Below are 20,162 nucleotides of genomic sequence, written 5' to 3'. Positions count from 1 at the left end.
TTTTTGCAGTCCGTGTTTTATTCAGTACCGGTCTTTACCTGGTCACTAATAAGTTGGGCCAGTATCCGCACAGGTTCGGTAAAGCTTTGCCGAGCCCGATATCACGATGGAAGGTGTGCTGTCCGAGATCGAGCGCTCGTACACCTATGGGTCATTCCTGATGGGTTGCCGTCTGCGGCACTAGAGCTACACCGACACCATTCTCAACCCGCTTGATGATGGCCTCTAGTTCATCCAGCTCGCAAACCTCACGCAAGGTGAAATGCATCTGCCGAATGAAGCGATCAACCTGTCTGCCCCCGAATGATGATCGGTCATACCGAATGAACGGTTGGCTGGACGGTAGTTCTGACCAATCTTCTCCCGGCAGTTCACGCGGCACAATCAGACGGTAGGGCTCAAGCGCCAAGGTCGTCCAGCGCAGATCGCTTTGAAGCGAGAAGGGCGGGCGAATGATTGCGGCCATGTCGATTTCGCCGGCGTCCACGAGGTTGACCAACTCCATCGATAGCCCTGGGATTACACGGGTGCGGCACTGCGGGCATTGTTGGTGAAACTTGGCTAATGCGTCCGGTTAAAAAGATCGCTGCACGGAAGCGATAGCGCTTCGACCGGGCGTTGTTACCGGTGGATAATTGTGTGGCCACCTTGAAATTGGCTTCCCTTGCAGAGCTGGGCAAGGCCGTCATAAATTGGTCTGCAAGCTTCGATCTGCAATATCTTGATACCGCAGAGCACTTTGCCGCTATAGCGGCTGACTGACTTTGAAGGGGGGAAGTAGTGACGTGTTACTTGTGGGGATTGGCCGAGATCTTGGAGTAAGTGTCGATATCAGTTGTAGCAAGAAGGCAGCGGCCATCCTTGAACTTTGCGTAGAAGGTTATTTCCCTTTCTGTATCACATAGCAACCAGCCTGCAATTAGCCCAATCGGCCCTAAAAGCAATGCTCCAGCCAAGCTCCATCGAATAATGCTTCCTTGATTTTTTACGACTTCTTCGGTTGCTGTTTCCAATTCCTTTATTTTTGATATGGGTATCGTTAGTTCAAGAGACGGTTTTAACACAGTCTTTAGGGTGAACAGTCCTGATTGAAACTCGGCGTCGCCTGCCAGAAAGTCACCGGATATCACGTTTATTCTCGACATGGTTTTCTTCTGTTGACCTGGTTTAGCCCGCCAAATACTGGGCTCCAAAGACCCCCGTCAGTCAATCGACTTAAGACAAAAGGTGAGACCGGCAGTCACTCCATCGATACCAGATCAAGGGTATTCACAACCGCCATGCCGAGCTCGCGGGCGAAAGCAGGCGCTCGTTTTTAGTGGCCAAGTGATACACAACTGGTACTGCTCAACCAGTTGCCAGTGCAGACGGATCACCTCGGGATTGCGGAAACCTGCGAGCGTGGGCAGCAACATCTGCAAACCACTGGCGAGTCCTCCCAAACTGTTCACCAAGGCCCCAGCGACGTGGAATCGGCAGACCGTTTAACGCAACATCGTTGGGACTGGTTGCCGTGCAACGTACATATGTATGAAGCTTCATCCGATGACGTGCATGACCAAGCAACGATTTAAATGGTCATCAAATGGACACCTTCGGGGCGCACCCTGGTAGGAGAATTACTTCGTGCTTGATTTGCCATCGTATAAGCAGACGGAGGGCGCCACTCATGGGTGCAGCGGAAGCCACTGCAAAGCAAAAAGATCTGAAAAGACGCGCCACGGTAATCTATCGCCGTGACGAGGAGATTCTTTTTGTTCGCAAACGTAATGCCAAATGGAATTTGCCCGGTGGCCGCGTCGAGCAAGGTGAGACGCCCTTGCAAGCCGCTCTGCGTGAAATGGCAGAGGAGACTGGGCTGACCTTTGACCAGCTCTCCTACGTCTCCGAATACGAAGACAGCAGAGTCATCCATTTTCTGTTCGAAGCACCGCTGTCGGCGCAGCGCAAACCTCACCCTTGCAATGAGATCGATGACTGCCGCTGGTTTTCAACAAAAGATTTGGACAAGCGTAATGTCCGTGGCTCGATCAGGACGTTGCTCAAGCGCTGCGCATCCGATTCAGACCGCAATCCAGCTGCTACTGTCGCTTGTTAGAAACCGTGAAGGTTAATGCTCAACCTCTGCGATTACTCAGTTCGCGTATGCAGACTGTCCTGATAGGCGACCTCTGACGAAATGCTTACCTAACCTCGGGGTCTCCAGCTTCCTGGGCAAATGTATGAGAGGCCGCCTCTATCCGCTCTTCGAGCTGGGAAATGTAAGTTTTAGCGTCCTCCAAATTGGGAAATGAAACTGCATTTTCGCCAAGCCAGACCTTGCAGCCGCTTCCTTGCTCATTTGTCTCAATTGTAATTTTCATCTGCAAACCCCTTCGGTTGATGCGGCGGAGGGTAGCGTATTTTTCCGATGATTCAAACCGTATCGAGCGCTCTACAACGGGGGTTCCCATGTGGCATGACGTTAATCGTTTGACTTCACTAGGTCTTTCTCAAGGTGAACAAGCAGTGACGCCAATTTCAGCTCGGCGTCGGCCAGTGCCTCTTCTGACGCGACTTGCCAGTAAGGGGCGATTTCGAGCAGGTCACCTTCAGACTGCGACCCGCAGGCACCATTGATGATGATCATGCCAAGAGCCGAGCGACGCTTGTACCGACTTCAGTTGCGCTCTGGATTTAGCCTTGAGTGGTGACAATGCTGGAAAGGCATCGGTGAGGTATCTCGCGTTTTTCACGATGATTCTCAACTCGTGCCGATCAAAATGCTTGTCCCGAAGCCCGGCGATCAGTTGATTGATTCTTTTCTTTAGGGCTTTCTGAATCTGTCTTTTGACATCAGCCAGCTCGCCGGCTCTCTCGGCAGTCCTGAACAGCTCTGGCCATCGATCCAGTTCGCCAAACAGTTTGTCGAGCACTGGGCTGCCGGCGATCTTCCGATACTGTTCTGTCAGGGTTGCGCTACGACTCATCGCCTGGCGCGGATAGCCCATTTCCTGCAGTTCACCAATGATGACCTCCAGATCTCTCGTGGGGGTAGTCGCTTTGCCGATTTCAGCGGCGGCCTGATTCAACGCTTCTACCTCAGGCATGTTGCGCAGAGGACGCAAAAGGCTTCGTATTTTGCGAACCGCTATCCTCAAGTCATGCAGAGCTTCGCTGTCACTGTTGGCTTGCAGCCGAGCGCGCGAATGATAGAGGGAGACTTCCAAGGAAATGATCTGGGCCACGAAATCGTCGACAAAAGACATCGTCGTCCTCGCACGGTGAAATGTGAGGACAGAGTAGCAGATGGCAATTTTATTACGCTGATTGTACGGGTAGCTTTGCAACGCGCAGCTTTCTCAGCATGTCGCGTTTCTTGTCATGGTGGCTTTGCATACGTTTAAGCAGATCGTCCAGGGTGCTTATGGCCTTGAGGATAAACGGCCCTTTGTTCAGCATCACGCACTCGGCCCGGATGCCCATGGCTGCGTCAGTGATTTCCGCTCGAGTTGGGGCGCCCGTCTTGGCCAAGGACTCGAGGACTTGCGTGGCCCAGATGACGGGGACGTGGGCGGCCTCGCATAGGCAAAGCATCTCTTCTTGCAGCTCAGCGGTTCGTTCGAAACCTGTCTCCACGGCCAAGTCGCCCCGGGCGATCATGACCCCTAACCTTGGACTCCTCATTCCGGTGAGCAGCAGCTCTGGGAGATTTTCGAAGCCTTGTCGGGTTTCGATTTTCAATACAATGCCTAAATGCTCAGCATTAAGGCGTTCCAGATGCTCAAAAAGGGATCGAACATCTTCTGCTTGATTGACGAAGGAGAGCTCAACGATGTCAGCATGCTGAATGGCAAACTCAAGCGCTGCGATATCGTCTTCGGCCAAAGCCTGGAGACCGAGATCTGTGTCGGGAAGATTGATTCCTTTGTCAGCCTTGAGCTTCACATCACCCGGTGCGTGATGAATCTCAATGTGCAACGCATTGGTCGTTTTGGATACCACCTCACCACCGATCTTCCCATCGTCAAACCATATCGGGTCGCCGGATTTCGCTGCAAGAAAGACTGCGTCAGACGTGCAGCTGATGTGTGCCGGGGTAATCACATTACCTGCGTCGTCCACTATCGCCGGGCCTCCTGCATCAGGATCTCTGGTGAGCGTTAGCAGATCACCCTCATGCAATTTAATGGTTTGAGACTTAGGAGGCACAGCGATAACTCGCCCGGTGGATTTGCGTTCAGCGGGCGTCTGGAGTTTCAGCTCCATTTCCGGCACGAGGTAGGTGGTTTGATCAAGCTCCACCCAAATCCCTTGAGTATGCGTTTCGACCACGCGCATTGTGCGTTTGGAAAAGCGTGCATCACGGCATTTCAGGACGTCACCCACCTCGATCTGTTCCAGCCATTCAGCGGGTAACTGGATGGAGTCGGCTGCCGGAAAAGCGTCTGAGGTTAGATGAAGCCGCGCTGGTTTCAGCACTTTGCCCGTGTCGTCGCGTAGCGGGCGGATCTTGAGCACTGGCAAACCTTCAGCCAGGGCACCGGTGCGAAGTTTTGGCCCAGGGAGATCCATTGCGACCTGACAGGGTTTGCCCAACTTGAGGCTCGCCCGGCGAACATGGACAATCATCGCCAGCCATTGTTCCGGCCCGTCATGCGCACAGTTGATCCGTTGGCAGTTCATGCCCGCTGCCACCAGGCGTTCAACGAACTCATAATCACCGGCGGCTTCTGTAGGCATGGTGACCATGATACGAACGGCTCTGTCACGGTCGTGGCTGCCGAAGAGAGCCTCGCCGTGTTCAACCAACGATATTGCATCTTTCTTTGGAGGTTTTTTCTGGCCTTCAGTACCGCAGGACACCCCTCCTGAGGTCATTCGCTCCAGTACAGATATCACTCGGTCTACTGAGCCACGGACATCGCGTTCGCTTCTTCCAAGTGACGATAGGCCCAATGCAGTCAACTGAGTCTGCAGTGGCCGGATGTCGTGGCGCCTGAGGACAAGGTAATCGAGGAGGTTTGCGGCACTGTCGCGATAGCTCGGATGAATGCGCGATACATCAAGGTGAGACTGCGATGCGCTGCTCATCTTTTTTCGCAGAGCCACTAGGGATTTCAGTGCAGCGTGCGCCTCATCGTCTGCGTTTTCCGCTGGGCCTGAAGGGAGAGGTGTTGTCATGACGAGCACTCGGAAGAGAGGCGGGTCGCCTATTTCCATAGTGGTTCGCCTAGATGACGTTTTTCTTACGGCGATGAGCCAGACGTCCGGCGTGTGTCAGCGATGTGTTGCAGCGATTTACACGATGGATTATTACGACCGCGACTGTGTCGCCTGAGACTGTATCCCTTCTACGTATTGCGCTTTGAGCTCTTCCGCCATTGGCCCAAGTGTCGGGTTGGATTTGAACTCCATCAGATGGGTATCGATGACCTCGATGACTTGCTTGATGCAGGCTTCAACACTACCAGGCTCCTGGAGATCGACCCTTATCCTATCCAGTTCCAATCCAGTGCTTTCAAGACGGGTTCTGCATTTCGCATCTGCGCCCGTAGTCCGTCTAGTGTCAGCAACGCCTGCTCTCCGTGTCGGTGATGCCTGATTCTCTCATAGGGCGAGTGTGAGGAAAATGAACTCAGCGGTCGCGCACCCGCTAGGCATATATCGCCCCAGCTCACTGACACATAAAATTCATCAAGTTAATGCTTTAGGTCAATAACAAATCGATAGACTGGAGTCTTTTGCCAAAGGGAGGGCATTGATGCGTCGTGTCATTTTCAATCAAAAAGGTGGAGTAGGTAAGTCGAGCATCGTATGCAACCTCGCCGCCGCAAGCGCAGCTGAAGGCTATCGCACGCTTGTTGTCGATCTGGATGCCCAAGCTAATTCCACTTACTACCTGACAGGGCTGACCGGGGATGACATCCCAGTGGGCATTGCCGATTTTTTCAAGCAAACGCTGTCTTCAGGGCCGGCGGCGAAGAAAAGTCGCGTGCAGATATTCGAGACCGCCCATGACAATCTTCACGTCATCACAGCCAGCGGCGAGCTAGCTGATCTCCAGCCCAAGCTGGAAGCGAAGTTCAAGATAAACAAGCTGCGCCGGCTGCTGGACGATATTTCGCAAGACTACGACCGGATTTACATCGATACGCCTCCTGCGATGAATTTCTATGCGTTCAGTGCGCTCATCGCAGCGGATTCGGTTTTGATTCCATTTGATTGCGATACCTTCGCTCGCCAGGCGTTATATCAAGTGCTGGAACAGGTTACAGAACTACAGGCTGACCATAATGAGTCACTGGTCGTTGAAGGGATTGTTATCAATCACTATCTGAGCACCACTGGCTTCCACCGCAATCTGGTCGACGAACTCATCAAGGAAGGGTTGCCAATTCTCCCGGTGTATCTTGGCAGCTCGGTCAAGATGCGTGAATCTCACCAGCGGTGCCTACCCCTGATTTATCTCGACAAGCATCACAAACTGACAGGCCAGTTTGTTGATCTTTTGAGTGTGTTAGAGGAAGCAAACTGATTCAGCTCTGCTTAATCTGACCTGCCTGTTGCTACCGCAAAAAGGATCGTGCGGGCGCTGAAAGATTTGGAAATAGTACATTCCATCGACTCGAAGTCGGGCGATCAGAAACGTTGCTTAACTGAACAATGTCGGTTTCTCAGATCACTGTTCGAGCGGGGAGGAAAGGTATGACTGACAAATTACGGGTTCTGTTTGTCTGTGCCAAAAATGATGTCCGCTCCGTGTTGGCCGAAGCACTGCTTCGCCACACCGACTCATCAGACTTCGAAGCTTTCAGTGCTGGCGTTGAGCCTGGCCAGGTTGATCCTCGAACCCTGGAGTCTCTCGAACACATAGGCATAGAGACCAACGGCCTACGTAGCAAATCGATCGATGACTTTGAAGGGCAAGAGTTTCACTACGTCATCACGCTGTGTGACAAGTCTTCCGAAGAAGCATCGCAAATGCCGACCTCCGGCGAGATGATCGTGTGGAATTTTGAAGACCCAACAATCAGTGAGCGGCATGAGCCTTTTCGTCACGCGCTCCAAGAAATTCATGAACGCATCAAAATGTTCGTCATGGTAAAGACCAGACAGTGAAGCTCCTGGCTCTTAGAAAATTTCTGAACATGCGATTACTCAAAGGGCCGCCTCGACGAGTGGGCCGGATCACTCCGGTGTCATCAACACCGCGAGCGTCATTTTGATGAACTCTTCGTTTTTACCAATCGTCTCTAGAGCGCCGCGTACATTGCCGCCAACCTCGCCTGATCCTCGCTGCTCCACCCAGAGTGTCAATTCCAGAATGGCTGCTTCGAGGGCAAGCTGATTTTCGTTGATTTTAAAAAGCAGTGAAGGGAGCAGGTCTGAATTTGGCATCGCGATTCCTCCGTGAAAGAGGTCAGCTTAGCAGCATGAGAATTTTCAGGATTGGATGACCTTCAAAGCAACGCAATGGAGACGGTGAGATTTCACATTTTCAAGAAGCTGCGAAGTAAGCGTCTAGCCAACACACCTTCCGAACTCCAGCATTAAGGGCGATGGTGTCCGCGTATTTTTGAGCGGACGCGATCGCCCTTAACGTCAGGATTTCCATGCGCCAACGAGGTTCAAACGGAACAAGTTTGCCAAGCGCAGTGAACAATTGATCCCTGCTCAAGGCAGCCTGCTCGACCACCTGCTTGACACCGACATCGCGGCCATCGAGGCTGATTTGCATCCGCCGGCTGCGCCGGCCGAGCCACGCAAGCAGCCAAAGCGTGTTCCTTTGCCTGCGCAGTTTCCGCGCACCGTGATTTATCACGAACCAGACAACACCCAATGCGCCTGCGGCTGCCAGCTCCAGCGGATCGGCGAGGACGTCAGCGAGAAGCTGGATTACACGCCGGGCGTGTTCACCGTGGAGCAGCATGTACGCGGAAAATGGGTCTAAGCGTGCGCGCCAGTCCCTCATTGGCAGACTGCGCAGAATTGGGCTTGTGCCATGGGAGTAGAGCGCTCTTCTGGATAGTGGCGAATTGCCCTATAATCAGCTTTTCTAATGTTGCAAGCAAAGTTCATAACCTTGCAAACGTCACTCCTCGAAAGGCTGAGATTTTTAGCCCCGAACGCAATAGATGGTTAGACCAGGCACGCAAGCCGCGTGAAAATAAGACAGGGACGAGACGCTATGGGGAATAAGGATTCAAGAGGGGCTGGTAAAGATGCCGTGTACGTTCTACGCGTTGGTCGACCCGGATGACCTTGACTAAGCGGCGCAGCTCCTTAGTGGGGTTCATTATTCTGGCTGTCGGCCTGATTGGTTTTTCGGCCATGTTGCTGTTGAAGTCTGAGACCGAACGCCGAGCAACGCGTTTCTCGGAATACGTGCAGAATATTTCCGGCATCGTGCGCAATCAGCTCGATACCAATGAAGCTGTGCTGGCGGGTTTCTCAGCATTTCTCCAGGCGGTCGATCAAAGTGATACGCAAGCAGCGGCTCGTTATGCGGCGGCCGTTTTATCCGCTTATCCTCACATTTACATGCTCGAGGCGGCGAGGGCGGTACCCATCGCTGAGCAGGCAGCCTTTGAAGACCTGTTGCGCCGCACCTGGCGGCCAGACTTTGAACTCAAAGACTTCCCAAGCCTCACTCAGCAGCCTACCCAGCATCAGGCCTATCTGAGCGAGACTTGGCCTGTACTGTTTATGTACCCATTGCTCCCGGAATCCAGCTCCATTTATGGTGTCAGGCTGGAAACCGTCGCCTATCTCTCCTACGCGTTGGCTCGAACCCATAATAATAAGAAGCCCGTAGTATCCCCCGTTTTTACAATGTATGAGGGTGGCGACGCGTACATACTGATGCAGTCAGTTAGTCGACCTGAAGGGGAGCAAAAGAACACCCGCCCCAATTTTTTTGGTAGCACGATGGTGTCTTTGCTACTGATCAAGACGAGCGCGTTAGTGGATGTGGTGAACCATGCGAACTCGGATCCTCTGGTTCACATCAATGCTGTTCTGAAAACCGCTGCCGGGTCTGAAAGCAGTGTGTTTTCAACGCAGGTTCAACAAGCAGGTTTTCTAGATCGCCTCTTCTTGCCGCAATTGGGTGACCGGGTCGAGATCCGCAGCGCATCGCAGCCCATGACGTTGGTATTCGAGCGGCAACTCCGTCTCGGGGATGTCCTTACCGAAGAAATGTTGATGATTCTTTTAGTACTCGCCGGGGCACTGGTGTTGATGCCGACGGTATTGATCAGGCATTTCAAGGCTATAGAAAGGGCCGAAGTTGAGCACGAACGCGCCGCCTATCTCGCAACACATGATGTGCTCACACAACTGCCTAACCGTTACCTATTCGCCGAGCGTTTTGCCCAGGCCTTCTCGGATTGGGAAGTGAAAGGGATTCCGTTTGCTGTACTTTTGATCGACCTGGATCATTTTAAGGGAATCAACGACAAGTACGGCCATGAAGTGGGCGACCAGGTTCTGCGAGCAGTCGCAAATCGTATGCTTCAGGCAACGCGTTCTTGTGACACCGTCGCACGCTACGGCGGAGATGAATTTGTGGCTCTGATTACAGACCTCATCAACCCCGAAAGTGCTGAAATCAAAGCCGAGAGGATGCTAGAAGCTATCGCGCAGTCGGTCGCGACAACCATAGGAGAGGTAACTCTCTCGTGCAGTATCGGAGTCTCGCTGTGTCCTATCCATGGACAGAGTCTCGATACGTTGCTTAAGGCGGCGGATCAGGCCATGTATGGCGTCAAACAACTGGGGCGAAAAGGCATTGCAATGACTAAAACTCGTGCGATATGAGCTCGCTCGTTTCCTTGAAGACTTTCTCGCAGCGGTCGGTGAACCATTCACTTTCCGATGACCCGGGGGGTGGCAGGTAACTGCCATCCCTACCGCGACCCTTAACGCCAGGATTTTCAAGTGCCAACGAAGCTCTTACCCCAAACCGTTCAAAGCCCAGGTTGTTCAGGAATGCCTGCAACCCGGTGCGAGCGTCTCCAGCGTTGCCATTAAAGCTGATCGAGTTTGCAGGCAAAGGCCGTGAGCCACAGAAGGAAGATCCAGCCGGTTTCAACTAGGTGCTGGTCTCCACGGTGGTCGGTAAACCCCTCCAGAGTAAATCGAGCTGACTAAAGCCCCACTTCGTTGGGTTCTCTCGGCTAGTGATTTTTTCACGCCCTGCTAATTTGGCGAGGTCAATGATTTCATGAGGAACGGGTAGATTAGAATGCGTTGAGAAAAATACCTTGACCTGTGGTGTCAGCAGCGATTTTTCATGCTGCTCAATCACTACGCCCAGCAGCCCACTCTCCAGGCGAACCAGAGCACCCACCGGGTAGATGCCGATTGTTCTAATAAAGGCGTGCAATATTTCGGTATCGAAGTGGCCTTGCCACGTCGCCATCTGATGGATAGCCTCGGCGGGATCCCAACCGGTTTTGTAAGGGCGTGTCGATGTCAGCGCATCGAACACATCGCACACCGCTCCCATGCGCGAAAATAGGCTGATTTGCTCGCTGGCAAGTCGATGTGGGTAGCCACTTCCATCGTACTTTTCGTGATGGTGCAGGCACACATCAAGCACTAAATCACTTACGGACTCATTGTCGGTAAGTATGCTGATTGCCGCTTTCGGATGCTTGCGTATAATTTCAAATTCTTCGTCGGTTAGCTTTCCAGGCTTGTCAAGAATTGTTTCTGGGATCGCGATTTTTCCGATGTCGTGCAACAACCCTGCGATGCCTGCCTCAAGTACTAAATCTTGACTCAGATTCAACTCGTGAGCGAGGGCGATCATGAGCGTGCTGACCGCCACCGAGTGCATGTACGTGTAGTCGTTGGCGGTTTTCAGGCGAGCCAGGTTGATCAGTGCACTGGGGTGGCGCAACACGGACTCAGAGAACTCCGAAACCAGTTCGCCAATACGGGCCAGTTTTAACGGCTGGCCCATGCGCGCCTTGCGGAACATCGCGACCACAGCCATTTTGGCCTCCGCACAGAGCTTTTGTGCTTGAGGCAACTCAGCCGCTAACGTCGTCAAGACTCGTGGCGCAGTACCAACTACTGTCGAAAGATGTGGCGCCTCAAGTCGCCCGGACACGGCATCTATGCCTTTGCCGACATCGATCCACACCTCATGAACAGTCGAGTCCTTGATACGTTTCAGATCATATGAAGTCTGGATCAGGAATCGGCCTTTCCAGAATGTCGGATCCATTCCTGAATCGCTGAAATCATGAACATACATGCCGAGGCAAAGCTCATTAACAGGAATAAGCTTAATCATTTATAGACTATATCCATATATAGATAGCCACTATTTAGCAGAGATCGATCACCCTCGTGCTCACTGGCACAGTGATATCATTTTTTTTCATTGGTGCACATTAGCATGGGGACGGGGTGGAATTGAAAATTCCAGAGGCCACGCGACAGGCGTGCGAGGATAGGTCGAGGACTGCGGCTTTCACTTCAGTGAAACCTAAAGTTGGTTACACGCAACCTTTATAGGTCAATCCCTCGCGACGAAAGTATCCGGATTTTTTTGCCGTATCTCGGCATCACCCATGAAGGCTTGGGTGCAAGCGGCTGTCGGCATGAGTATTCCACTGGCGGGTTTGCATTGGACTACGGCCCTTGGGGGGATTGTTGGCGTATTCATCGCGTTGACTCTGACAGACTTCCAGATAGGCATGACAACGCTCGCCATCCTGAAGGTTTGGCTAGATCTGTATGGATCTAGCTTACTCATGTTGGCTAAGAGGAGCGCAAGAAAAGCACCGAGGCGGATGATGATCAGGCCGCATCGATAGGTCGGTCACGAGCAAGGACTCCCCCCTGGGCAATTGGGCTAAGCCAGCCCCGCCAGTCTCTTCAGCCGCTCAATCGTCAAGAGCTCTTCTCCTTGGAGTTCTGCAGCTGCCAGGCGCATTACCACCTGCTCGCGCCGTACCTGGGCTGGTGGCAATACATAAACTGCCCCGATCAATTCGCGCAGAGGCATGGGCAAGCCCCAATGGGCTTTCAGGTTAATGGCGAAGGGGCTGCTGAACTTGGCAATGGCCTGCATGAGCTGGTCGTCGTCAATGATGTGGCCGCTATTTTCCCAGATCTGAGCGAGGTGGAGCACACATAGCTCGCCCATCCGATGGAGTAGCGCTGCTGTGTGCAGAGGGGCTGGATCAATGCGGCACTGCCTCGATAAGGCTATCGTTCGATCACTGAGCTGTTCGATTTCGTCCAACTGACTTTGGATTTTCAGCTGAAGCAGAGGACTTGCCTGTTCGGTGTGCTGGCGCAAGGCCATCCCCGTGGCCAAATTGAGGCAAGTTTGTACGCCAAGTTTGCGTAGAGCCTCTATGTGGTTGAGGCACGGCCTGCCACCATTGTTATAGGCACTACTGTTGGCGACGGCAATCAATTTGGCGCAAAGGGCAGGGTCACGTCGCCAGGACTCAGCGAGTTCACGCAGATCTTGCTCCTCTCCTTTGAGACAGCTCAACAACTGCTCCCGCACATTGCCGATCAACGGCATGTCGAGCTCACCGACATCTTTCCCGGCAAGATACGCGATCAAATCCTCCCCCAAGAGCGGGCTGCTGGGGGCTGCGTCAGGCTGTGGAATCAACTTCGCAAGGTACTCGATTACACGCGGCACTTGAAACGGCTTGGTGATGAAGGCGCTAACTCCCAGAGTGCGAACCGCCATGACACTAGCCCGTTCTGCATGACCGGTGACGATGACCACAGGCGTGCTGCGATCCTCCTGGCGGATACTTTTTAGCAGATTGATGCCGGTGGCATCGGATAGATTCCATTCGGTCAAGACCAATTGGTAGGGAGCAAGCTGCCAGGCCTCAATCGCATTCTGGACTCGGGTGAACCGATCGACTTGGACACCGGGACGAATACTCAACACGATCTGTTTGAGTAGGTCTGCACTCCAAGAATCATTTTCCAGGATCATTATTCGCATGGCGTTCCTTAGCTGCGATGTGCGTTGGTCTTGACTGCTCATCAAGGTGCGGCGGCATTGAGGTGGTTATCTTGTATGAAAATACTACGTTAGATCAAACGCAAATGACGGCGAATGGACGCTATGAGTGAGAGGCCAAGTAAGGCGCAATTTGAGCGCAAACCCACGAAAAGAAAATTCCTAACTAGCTAGTCCGCCCGACCATCACACCTTGCGTAACTAAGAGATGTGCCGAAAAAAGGCGAAATTCACGCATATCTACAATAAATATATGCTGTACATTGGCCAACAATAATCGACAACGACAGTTACGATATGAACCCGTCAGAGATGCGTGCGACAGCCTTGGCGCTGTACCCAGAGGACGCCCTCGAAGCAGCGGCGCTGCTGAAGCAAGCTGTACCGCTGATGGTGCGTCACAACATTCCAGCCAACCCTGTGCAGTACGCCCTTTGGTACACCTATAGCAAAGGCCAGGAGCCGGAACTCAATCGCCATCTGGACAGACTGGTCAAAGACTTCGACTGTTTCCCTCCGGAGTCCGCAGCAAAGCTTTTTCGCGAGTACATCATCCGTGATGAGCTGGAGGACGCCCGCATTGGACAGCAGCAAGCCATCAAATTGGTAGATGGTATGGAGCGCGACGTTTCGCGTAGCGTGAAAGGCAATCTCAATTTTCAGGTGAGCCTTGGGCACTGCATGGAAATGCTTGAGGCTCCGGTCGACAATAGTCTCCCTACTATCCTCAATGAGCTACAGCAGAGCGCTCAGGTGATGCAGGATCAGCAAGCGCTTTTTCTCTACCAGCTGCGCGCCGCTCAAAATGAGATTAAAACCTTGCGTGACAAACTGGAGAAGGCCAGCCTGGCAGCAATGCTGGATGGCCTGACCCAAGTATTCAACCGTGCCACGTTCAATCGCTTGCTGGAGCAAGCACTAAACAATGCCCCCGATGGTGTGGCGCTGGTCATGTTGGATATCGATCACTTCAAGCAATTTAATGATCAGTACGGTCACCAGTTAGGTGATCGCGTGCTGCAACACGTTGGTCAGGTGCTGCGTAACTTGCTACCACCGCACGCCACGGCGGCCCGCTATGGCGGCGAAGAGTTTTGCGTGATCTTGAAGGGTTGCGCCGATCTCGAAAGTGTCCATGCGTTCGCTGAGCAACTGCGCTTGAAAATCCAGTCGTTGCGGATAAGGGTTCGTAGCAGCGACAAAATGCTCGACACGATTACGGCGTCCTTCGGTATCGCACTCTTCGAGGCTGGCGACAACCTGGAAACGCTGCTGACTCGTGCCGATAATGCGCTCTATAAAGCCAAGCGCAATGGGCGCAACCAGGTGCATCGGTAATACGACCAATCCCATAGAGAATTGTTCGCTCGCCCAAAAATTGAACTTCGATTAAAAGAAGCGAGGCCGGGGCGAGGAGGGTGCTTTGCCTAGAGAAAACGCCGCGTCACTCACCGCTCTTATCATTGCTGTTAGTCATAAACATAACCGTTTGCCTATCCCTTATCGTAAGGGGGAAACGGTGTCCTGTCTTTCATGGGGCTCGTTCAACCTCTCCAGGTACTCTCGCGATATTGCAGGGAGTGTTGAGGGACTCTTTTATAGGTAATTCACATCACTCAATGCTCATGGGCATGTGAATGGATGGTCAGGGCTCCAGGTACCTTGGTGCGTTCGAGCCCCCCACTTTCCAGCCACCGGAGGGTCTGCTCATAGGCACGCTGCAGCAAAGACTCGGTCTGGTCAAAGTTGAACACCGAGACATCCACGGGGCACAAGGGCGGGACGATGTGCAGGCTGGTGAGAGTGCGGAAGTGTTCGATGTCACTCACCAACTGGCGCATGCTCATCAGATTGACGGTGTGCAGGGCTAGGGCGACCAGCCCTCGGGGCGGTTGCGTTAGGTCGCAACTCACCCCGGTAGGGATTACCACGACGTTGGTGGCTCCCAAGGCTACGGCGGTCGCAATAGGTGTATTGCTCGCCACACCGCCGTCAACCAGGAACTGATCGGCGATTTGTACGCAGGGGAACACCAGCGGGATGGCAGCACTGGCCAGTAACGCCTGCTCGAGTTCGCCATTGGACAGAACCGTCTCGGCACCACTGAGCAGATTGGTGGTGACGATGTATAGGGGGAGCGCTGCATCCTCAATGCGGTGAATGGGCAGTGCCTGACCCAGCAGTCGATTCAAGGCCGCCGGCTGCAACAGATAGCCACGCCGTTTGATCAGTCCTCTACAGGTATCGAGCCAAGAGAGGGGGAAGATGTCAGTTTTACTCAGCCCGCGCCAGAATCCGGCGAGCGCCTCGACGCCATCGGAATCGGGCCTTGCGGCAAAGTACGCACCGTTGATAGCGCCTACCGAAGCGCCAACCACCATGTCGAATCGAACATTGGCCTCGACCAAGGCCCGCAACATACCTACCTGCACCGCACCCAAACTGCCGCCGCCAGCGAATACGATTGCGGTTTTGGTAGCCATGGTCGAAGTCTCTGTGCAGAAATGTATCGAATTAGTGTAGCTGGCGGGTCGGCGTTACTTCCGGGTGCTCGCCACATGATCGAGACGTCGCAAGCTTGGAGTTCCGGACGATGCCGAATCTCAATGGAAACGGGATCAATGCGTAACGGAGCGCGCTTCTACTGCGAAACCGCGCCCATAGGATTGAACGTCTATGACAACGAAGAGAAACTACGTCTCAAGACCACCTATCAGGTGGCCCAGAGCTCCAAGGTTGGAAATGTTGGGGACGAGGGTAGAAGCGAACGCTGTCCTCGATCTTATCCGTCGACTGGAGAGGGGAGTCCTATCTTAGCTTCATCGCACGCTTCACTCGGCCACGGGAGCTCAGGCTGATTTTTGCTATCGCTTCTTCGGGCCAGTTAGGCCCGGCTCGATTTGACGCTTTATTGAGCCAGACACTCCGTAGACTCCACAATACGCGACTGCAGCTACTTACAATTGCCTGCTTTACGATACCCCGCCGCTTGAGCTTCAGATTCTGACGTGAAGGAAATCTGATTTTTCGCAGACACCTGCCCATAACCAGGACAACCCATTGAGAGGTGATACACCTGGCTCTTCCGGTTACCGATGATCAAACCTACCCCAGTCGAGCTTGCTAGAGTCGGCTGAGCGGCTGCTCGTGGAGGACTCACTGGAATGGCGCTAACTACGCCATCACCAACTGTCTTGTATCCTTGCGTCCAGCGTCGGTCACCGGTCACGAAAGGGTTAGGGTGCCCCATGATTGCCGCAATGCGTCTATCCCGCTCTTGCTCCCAAGCCGAAACCGGGTGCTGCTTGTCCCAGACCATCAGTAGCTGTTGCTGCTGACGAGACATATTGAGGTTGTATCTGTCGAACATGTAAAAGGTTGTCCGAGCGACCAGCCCTTTAACCTCGTCACGCGGTTCCGCAGCTCGTTGATTGAAATCAACCCGTGTCTTGCACTGCCCATACTGCGGCGCTACTCCCGAGGCCATACCATAGTTGAAATTGCTACGGTCGCCGTTCACCTCTCCAACAGATGGGTATAGGTTGAACAGATCAGCTTCCATCGCTCGGAATACGGGATCATCATCCACGCAACGTTCTCGACCACCGTTCTTCCAGCATTGGCGTTGGTTACCGAATGTCCAGGCTGGAACTATGTGTTCCCACTCAGTCCGCTCTGCTCGATTCTCCTGCTTTCTGGCCTTAAGGCCGCATGACTCAGCATCGATACGACCACCTGATTTGCCAACCCACGTCCATTTGCAGCCGCAATACAACTCGCCCATGGAGCTGTTCGCTTGGTCAAGGTAGATTTTCTGCTTGGCTATGACTTTGGCTTCGGAAAAGGTCGAGGGAGGGCTTGAGAAGGCGGGGGTAATTACCGAGAGGGCCAGCGCTACTACGGAAAGCAGTTTTTTCATTGGAAAGCTTAAGCAATTGAGAAGAAGCGAAGTATACGCACGACTCCATGTCTACCGAAGGAGAACTACCGAATGCGAAGACGCAGGTGCGTCATAGGCGCACGTGTTGCGGCGTAGAGCGCTACGTACGGCCGTGTCGGCACTGGTCATGCCGAACACTATGCATATCTTGTAGTGGGGAAGATGGCCTGGTGCCGCACACCATCCGTGAATGTAGGATCTGACTTGGCCCAATATGCTTCGACCCAATCCCGTCTCTGGGCAACAGTCGTGTTCGCACACCGCGCTGGTTCAAGGTAGGTGAATTCGTGAATGGGCCAAGTCTCAAGCGGGGTGGCAGGGAAGGCCGCTGCAGTAGCCTTCGCGGTTGCTTGCGCTCGAGCGAATGGGGAGGCAATGATCAAAGCTGGAGCATTGTTGAACGACTGGGCCAGCAAGTGTGCTTGCTCAACCCTTCGGCGTAAGAGGGATGTTCGCGTGATCCAGACTGGCTTCACCAGCGTTGGCTGCACTTTCTCCATGCCGGATTAGACGGACATGCTTCATTAATCAGATCCCCGCACAGCTTCGGCCATTCGCTTCTCCTCGATTCGCTAAGGTGCACGCAGCTGGTTTCTGCCCTTGGTTTAGGATACACCGCAGTTATGAGTAAGGATGAGCTCCCGCATAGGAAGGAAGACCATGAAGCTTTTTTTGGACTGTGAGTTTACTGAGCTCAACCGGAATTCGAAGCTGATCTCATTGGCTTTAGTCTCAGAGACTGGTGACGAGTTTTATGTAGAGCTGACGGATACTTACCAGGTCGCGGACTGCAGTGATTTTGTAATTCAGAACGTACTGCCTCAGCTGGATCTACCCCGTCATGGAATGTCACTTGTGAAGGCCCAAGCCGCTCTGTGGGTTTTCCTCAGCAATATCGACGGCCCGATAGAAATCTGCACGGACGCGCCAGACTGGGACTGGGATTTTTTCTGTGAGCTCGCGTATGTCGATCACAGGTGGCCAAGCCATGTGGTGAACAGGCCTACCAATCTGATCCACTTGTTCAGGCATTTTGAAGCCGACGACATCGGTGACATTACGCTACCCGAACTTCCACATCATGCTTTGCTCGATGCCCGGCTCCTTGCTGAGCTTTGCGAGCGCCTGGCAGCGGCCTCCAAGTCGGTTAGAGATTGATTGCGATGAGTCATGACAAAGAGTTCCGGCATCGAGAGTTATCCAGGCGAAAGGCGCTCTGGGCGCTTGCCTCCATCTCGCCTGGAGATCCCAAGGCGCTCGACGTCTTAGCTGTTCTCGACGATATCGAGCTACGTGAGCGCCATGACACGTCGATGCCTGCACAGGCACTCAGTGTTGAACAGCTTCGTGATTCGATACCCACCGAGCCCCACCCGATAGGCTGCCGCATAGTCCGCGAAGAAAACATCCCACAGCCTTGGCGCGAGCGTTTCTTGCGTGCCAGTGTGGGATCAACACGTGTCCCGGAAGGGCCATATGCCCACGATTGGGATCGGTTTCTTTTCGAGTGGCAGCATGAAATGCGGCTATTAGATAAACATAGATCTGCTAGAGATAAACACGAAGGAGTTGATGACGGGCATTAGCCTCAGGAGAGGGATACACTTCACCCCACGCTTCATTCGATAGTCGTTTTTTCGGGCCCACAAAGCCCAGCTCAACTCGATGGTCGACATGACATCTCGGCGCAAAGCCTAGCTACTATGTAATAAGTCATTCTCGTAGGTATCCCCATGCCTTCCGCAACCCTCACATCTCGCGGTCGAATCACAATCCCTGCTCATGTACGCGATTCGCTAGGCCTGAAGCCAGGAGATCGAGTTGATTTCTTTGAAATTTCGGATGGCCAGTTCGCGATGGTTGCGGCTATTCATCCTGTGCAAAGCCTCAAGGGCATAATCCGGAAGCCGACAGTTGCCGTGAGCATAGAGGACATGAATGCGGCCATCGCCGCTAAAGGTGCAGATGCTCGATCAGGGGCTTAGCATCATTGATGCTGGCGGTGAGTGTAGTGAAGCTAGCTATATCTCCAGTCACCACACAATCCGTACGTCCCGTTCCGAAGGAGACCGTTGAGTGCATCGACCATTGGTAATTAGTCTTGCTGCTGATGCTCACAAATGGGGAATGCCAGTTCCGCCCGGCTCATACGGATCTGAAATATGACTATTGAATATCAGCCAGCGCCGTCAGTCTCTGAGAGCATTTGGGGAGCCATTGGATTGCCTTCGCGTGGAGCCAGGTTGTATGAACTCGTACGCCAAGGTCTTCCTTTCGAATTGCTCGACCAGATAGCGACCCTGGTTCAGATGCCGCGTGCGGACATCTCCCATGCTATATGCGTGTCGCCCACGACGTTGGCGCGTAGGGCAAAAGCTGGTCGCTTCAACACTGCTGAAAGCGATCGCCTGATCGCATTAATTACGGTGTTCGAGGAAGCCCTTTCTCTGTTCGAAAACGATACGGTCGCTGCAGCAGAATGGATGAGCTCGCCGGTTCAAGGTCTTGGACTGAGGCGGCCATTGGACATGTTTGGCACCAGGGTGGAAGCGAACGCTGTTTTGGATCTGATTGGTAGGCTCGAAAGGGGAGTGGTAGTCTGAGCCTGTGCGCGTTCGTTTTCCGCGTTTATACCTACCCGAAATTTTTGCTTGACGAGAATTATGTATGAATATACAGTTGTCTCAGTTGCATTGACGATGCCAATTCTGATCGTAGAGTCACCCGACAGCACGGATCGTAATGCATGCCGAAAAAGTCCCTTAATTGGGACTTTTTTTGCCTAAAATTCGAGTATGAAATTGGCGCGGCCCTTGCGCAATGCACCATAAAGTCGCTGAACACGATGCCATTTCTGTCCTGCTATCGCTCCTTCGAGCCATAGGCTCGGCTGCGTGGACAGTGAATGAACAGTAATGGTCATCGCACGAATCGCTTAAGTGACTGTCGACTCGCTATCACTTTCTCTCGAATCTCGTTGGGATCAATCGACATGCCGCCGTCTGGCGTAACGCGAAGAGACTGCAGATTGTTGAGAGGGCGGCTATGAACGCGCGATCTCTGGCTTGCTCGCGGCCCGATCTTTTGTCTCGACAAACGAATCCCATCAATCGATCTAGCCACTTCATGCCGCGCTCCTGTATTCGTGACCCTTGGCAGTATTTTCAATGATGAGCAGGACAATGTCCTGATCATTTCGTCCAGCCTATTGGAAGGTGGTGAGGTATC

General features: G+C 53.2%; 18 protein-coding genes and 3 pseudogenes. 9 read left to right on the top strand and 12 right to left on the bottom strand.

Annotated elements, in window-relative coordinates; genetic code table 11:
- Positions 1-17: 17 nt before the first annotated feature.
- Both ACA073_RS13350 and ACA073_RS13345 read right to left on the bottom strand, forming a co-directional pair.
- Positions 18-604, bottom strand: a pseudogene (locus tag ACA073_RS13350) (LysR substrate-binding domain-containing protein); the annotation flags it as partial.
- A gap of 184 nt (positions 605-788) precedes the next feature.
- Entirely contained in the window at positions 789-1,145 is a 357-nt protein-coding gene (locus tag ACA073_RS13345; protein WP_497396757.1) for a hypothetical protein, read from the bottom strand.
- Positions 1,146-1,669: 524 nt separating this feature from the next.
- Between ACA073_RS13345 and ACA073_RS13340 the strand changes: the two genes are divergently transcribed.
- Complete coding sequence (locus tag ACA073_RS13340; protein WP_497396755.1) at positions 1,670-2,098, top strand: NUDIX hydrolase; 429 nt, start codon at positions 1,670-1,672, stop codon at positions 2,096-2,098.
- An 85-nt stretch (positions 2,099-2,183) separates the two neighbouring features.
- Here ACA073_RS13340 and ACA073_RS13335 read toward each other — a convergent pair whose 3' ends face one another.
- The 4 genes from ACA073_RS13335 to ACA073_RS13320 form a co-directional block, all read right to left on the bottom strand.
- On the bottom strand, positions 2,184-2,363 hold the full coding sequence (locus ACA073_RS13335; protein ID WP_497396753.1) for a hypothetical protein: 180 nt from the start codon (positions 2,361-2,363) through the stop codon (positions 2,184-2,186).
- Positions 2,364-2,591: 228 nt separating this feature from the next.
- Positions 2,592-3,248, bottom strand: coding sequence for a CHAD domain-containing protein (locus ACA073_RS13330; RefSeq protein ID WP_497396751.1), 657 nt, complete (start codon positions 3,246-3,248; stop codon positions 2,592-2,594).
- Positions 3,249-3,300: 52 nt separating this feature from the next.
- Positions 3,301-5,163 carry a pyruvate kinase gene (locus ACA073_RS13325; protein WP_497396749.1) on the bottom strand — a complete coding sequence of 621 codons (1,863 nt, stop codon included), beginning with the start codon at positions 5,161-5,163 and terminating at the stop codon, positions 3,301-3,303.
- Between the two features lie 132 nt (positions 5,164-5,295).
- Positions 5,296-5,490, bottom strand: coding sequence for a YuaX family protein (locus ACA073_RS13320; protein ID WP_497396747.1), 195 nt, complete (start codon positions 5,488-5,490; stop codon positions 5,296-5,298).
- 253 nt (positions 5,491-5,743) lie between these two features.
- Here ACA073_RS13320 and ACA073_RS13315 point away from each other — a divergent pair, with 253 nt between their 5' ends.
- Together ACA073_RS13315 and ACA073_RS13310 are read left to right on the top strand one after the other, a co-directional pair.
- Complete coding sequence (locus ACA073_RS13315) at positions 5,744-6,517, top strand: ParA family protein (RefSeq protein ID WP_497396745.1); 774 nt, start codon at positions 5,744-5,746, stop codon at positions 6,515-6,517.
- Positions 6,518-6,687: 170 nt separating this feature from the next.
- Positions 6,688-7,101, top strand: coding sequence for an arsenate reductase ArsC (locus ACA073_RS13310; RefSeq protein WP_497396743.1), 414 nt, complete (start codon positions 6,688-6,690; stop codon positions 7,099-7,101).
- A 69-nt stretch (positions 7,102-7,170) separates the two neighbouring features.
- Here the strand turns inward: ACA073_RS13310 and ACA073_RS13305 are convergent, their stop codons facing one another.
- Complete coding sequence (locus ACA073_RS13305) at positions 7,171-7,380, bottom strand: hypothetical protein (RefSeq protein ID WP_497396741.1); 210 nt, start codon at positions 7,378-7,380, stop codon at positions 7,171-7,173.
- Positions 7,381-7,612: 232 nt separating this feature from the next.
- Here ACA073_RS13305 and ACA073_RS13300 point away from each other — a divergent pair.
- Positions 7,613-7,927, top strand: a pseudogene (locus ACA073_RS13300) (IS66 family transposase zinc-finger binding domain-containing protein); the annotation flags it as partial.
- A gap of 311 nt (positions 7,928-8,238) precedes the next feature.
- On the top strand, positions 8,239-9,801 hold the full coding sequence (locus ACA073_RS13295) for a diguanylate cyclase domain-containing protein (RefSeq protein WP_497396740.1): 1,563 nt from the start codon (positions 8,239-8,241) through the stop codon (positions 9,799-9,801).
- A gap of 274 nt (positions 9,802-10,075) precedes the next feature.
- On the opposite strand, the gene ACA073_RS13290 is transcribed toward ACA073_RS13295, so the two are convergent.
- Entirely contained in the window at positions 10,076-11,287 is a 1,212-nt protein-coding gene (locus tag ACA073_RS13290) for an HD-GYP domain-containing protein (RefSeq protein ID WP_497396738.1), read from the bottom strand.
- A gap of 564 nt (positions 11,288-11,851) precedes the next feature.
- Entirely contained in the window at positions 11,852-12,976 is a 1,125-nt protein-coding gene (locus ACA073_RS13285) for an HDOD domain-containing protein (protein ID WP_497396736.1), read from the bottom strand.
- Between the two features lie 315 nt (positions 12,977-13,291).
- Between ACA073_RS13285 and ACA073_RS13280 the strand changes: the two genes are divergently transcribed.
- Positions 13,292-14,332 (top strand): GGDEF domain-containing protein, encoded by a 1,041-nt coding sequence (locus ACA073_RS13280; RefSeq protein WP_497396734.1) that lies wholly within the window; start codon positions 13,292-13,294, stop codon positions 14,330-14,332.
- Between the two features lie 278 nt (positions 14,333-14,610).
- Here the strand turns inward: ACA073_RS13280 and ACA073_RS13275 are convergent, their stop codons facing one another.
- The 3 genes and pseudogenes from ACA073_RS13275 to ACA073_RS13265 all read right to left on the bottom strand — a co-directional run.
- On the bottom strand, positions 14,611-15,477 hold the full coding sequence (locus tag ACA073_RS13275) for a patatin-like phospholipase family protein (RefSeq protein ID WP_497396732.1): 867 nt from the start codon (positions 15,475-15,477) through the stop codon (positions 14,611-14,613).
- Positions 15,478-15,947: 470 nt separating this feature from the next.
- Positions 15,948-16,913 (bottom strand): endonuclease, encoded by a 966-nt coding sequence (locus ACA073_RS13270; protein WP_497396730.1) that lies wholly within the window; start codon positions 16,911-16,913, stop codon positions 15,948-15,950.
- A gap of 200 nt (positions 16,914-17,113) precedes the next feature.
- Positions 17,114-17,459, bottom strand: a pseudogene (locus ACA073_RS13265) (phosphoglycerate mutase family protein); the annotation flags it as partial.
- 135 nt (positions 17,460-17,594) lie between these two features.
- Here ACA073_RS13265 and ACA073_RS13260 point away from each other — a divergent pair.
- The 3 genes from ACA073_RS13260 to ACA073_RS13250 all read left to right on the top strand — a co-directional run bounded on the left by ACA073_RS13260 (position 17,595) and on the right by ACA073_RS13250 (position 19,537).
- Complete coding sequence (locus tag ACA073_RS13260) at positions 17,595-18,092, top strand: hypothetical protein (RefSeq protein WP_497396728.1); 498 nt, start codon at positions 17,595-17,597, stop codon at positions 18,090-18,092.
- A gap of 575 nt (positions 18,093-18,667) precedes the next feature.
- Positions 18,668-18,919 carry an AbrB/MazE/SpoVT family DNA-binding domain-containing protein gene (locus ACA073_RS13255; RefSeq protein WP_497396726.1) on the top strand — a complete coding sequence of 84 codons (252 nt, stop codon included), beginning with the start codon at positions 18,668-18,670 and terminating at the stop codon, positions 18,917-18,919.
- A gap of 177 nt (positions 18,920-19,096) precedes the next feature.
- Positions 19,097-19,537 carry an Xre family toxin-antitoxin system antitoxin gene (locus tag ACA073_RS13250; protein ID WP_497396724.1) on the top strand — a complete coding sequence of 147 codons (441 nt, stop codon included), beginning with the start codon at positions 19,097-19,099 and terminating at the stop codon, positions 19,535-19,537.
- The last annotated feature ends 625 nt before the right edge of the window (positions 19,538-20,162 follow it).

The sequence above is a fragment of the Pseudomonas sp. LBUM1670 genome, from assembly GCF_059695695.1.
The sequence above is the reverse complement of the archived record's forward strand: the minus strand, read 5'-3'. Positions and strand labels throughout refer to the sequence as shown.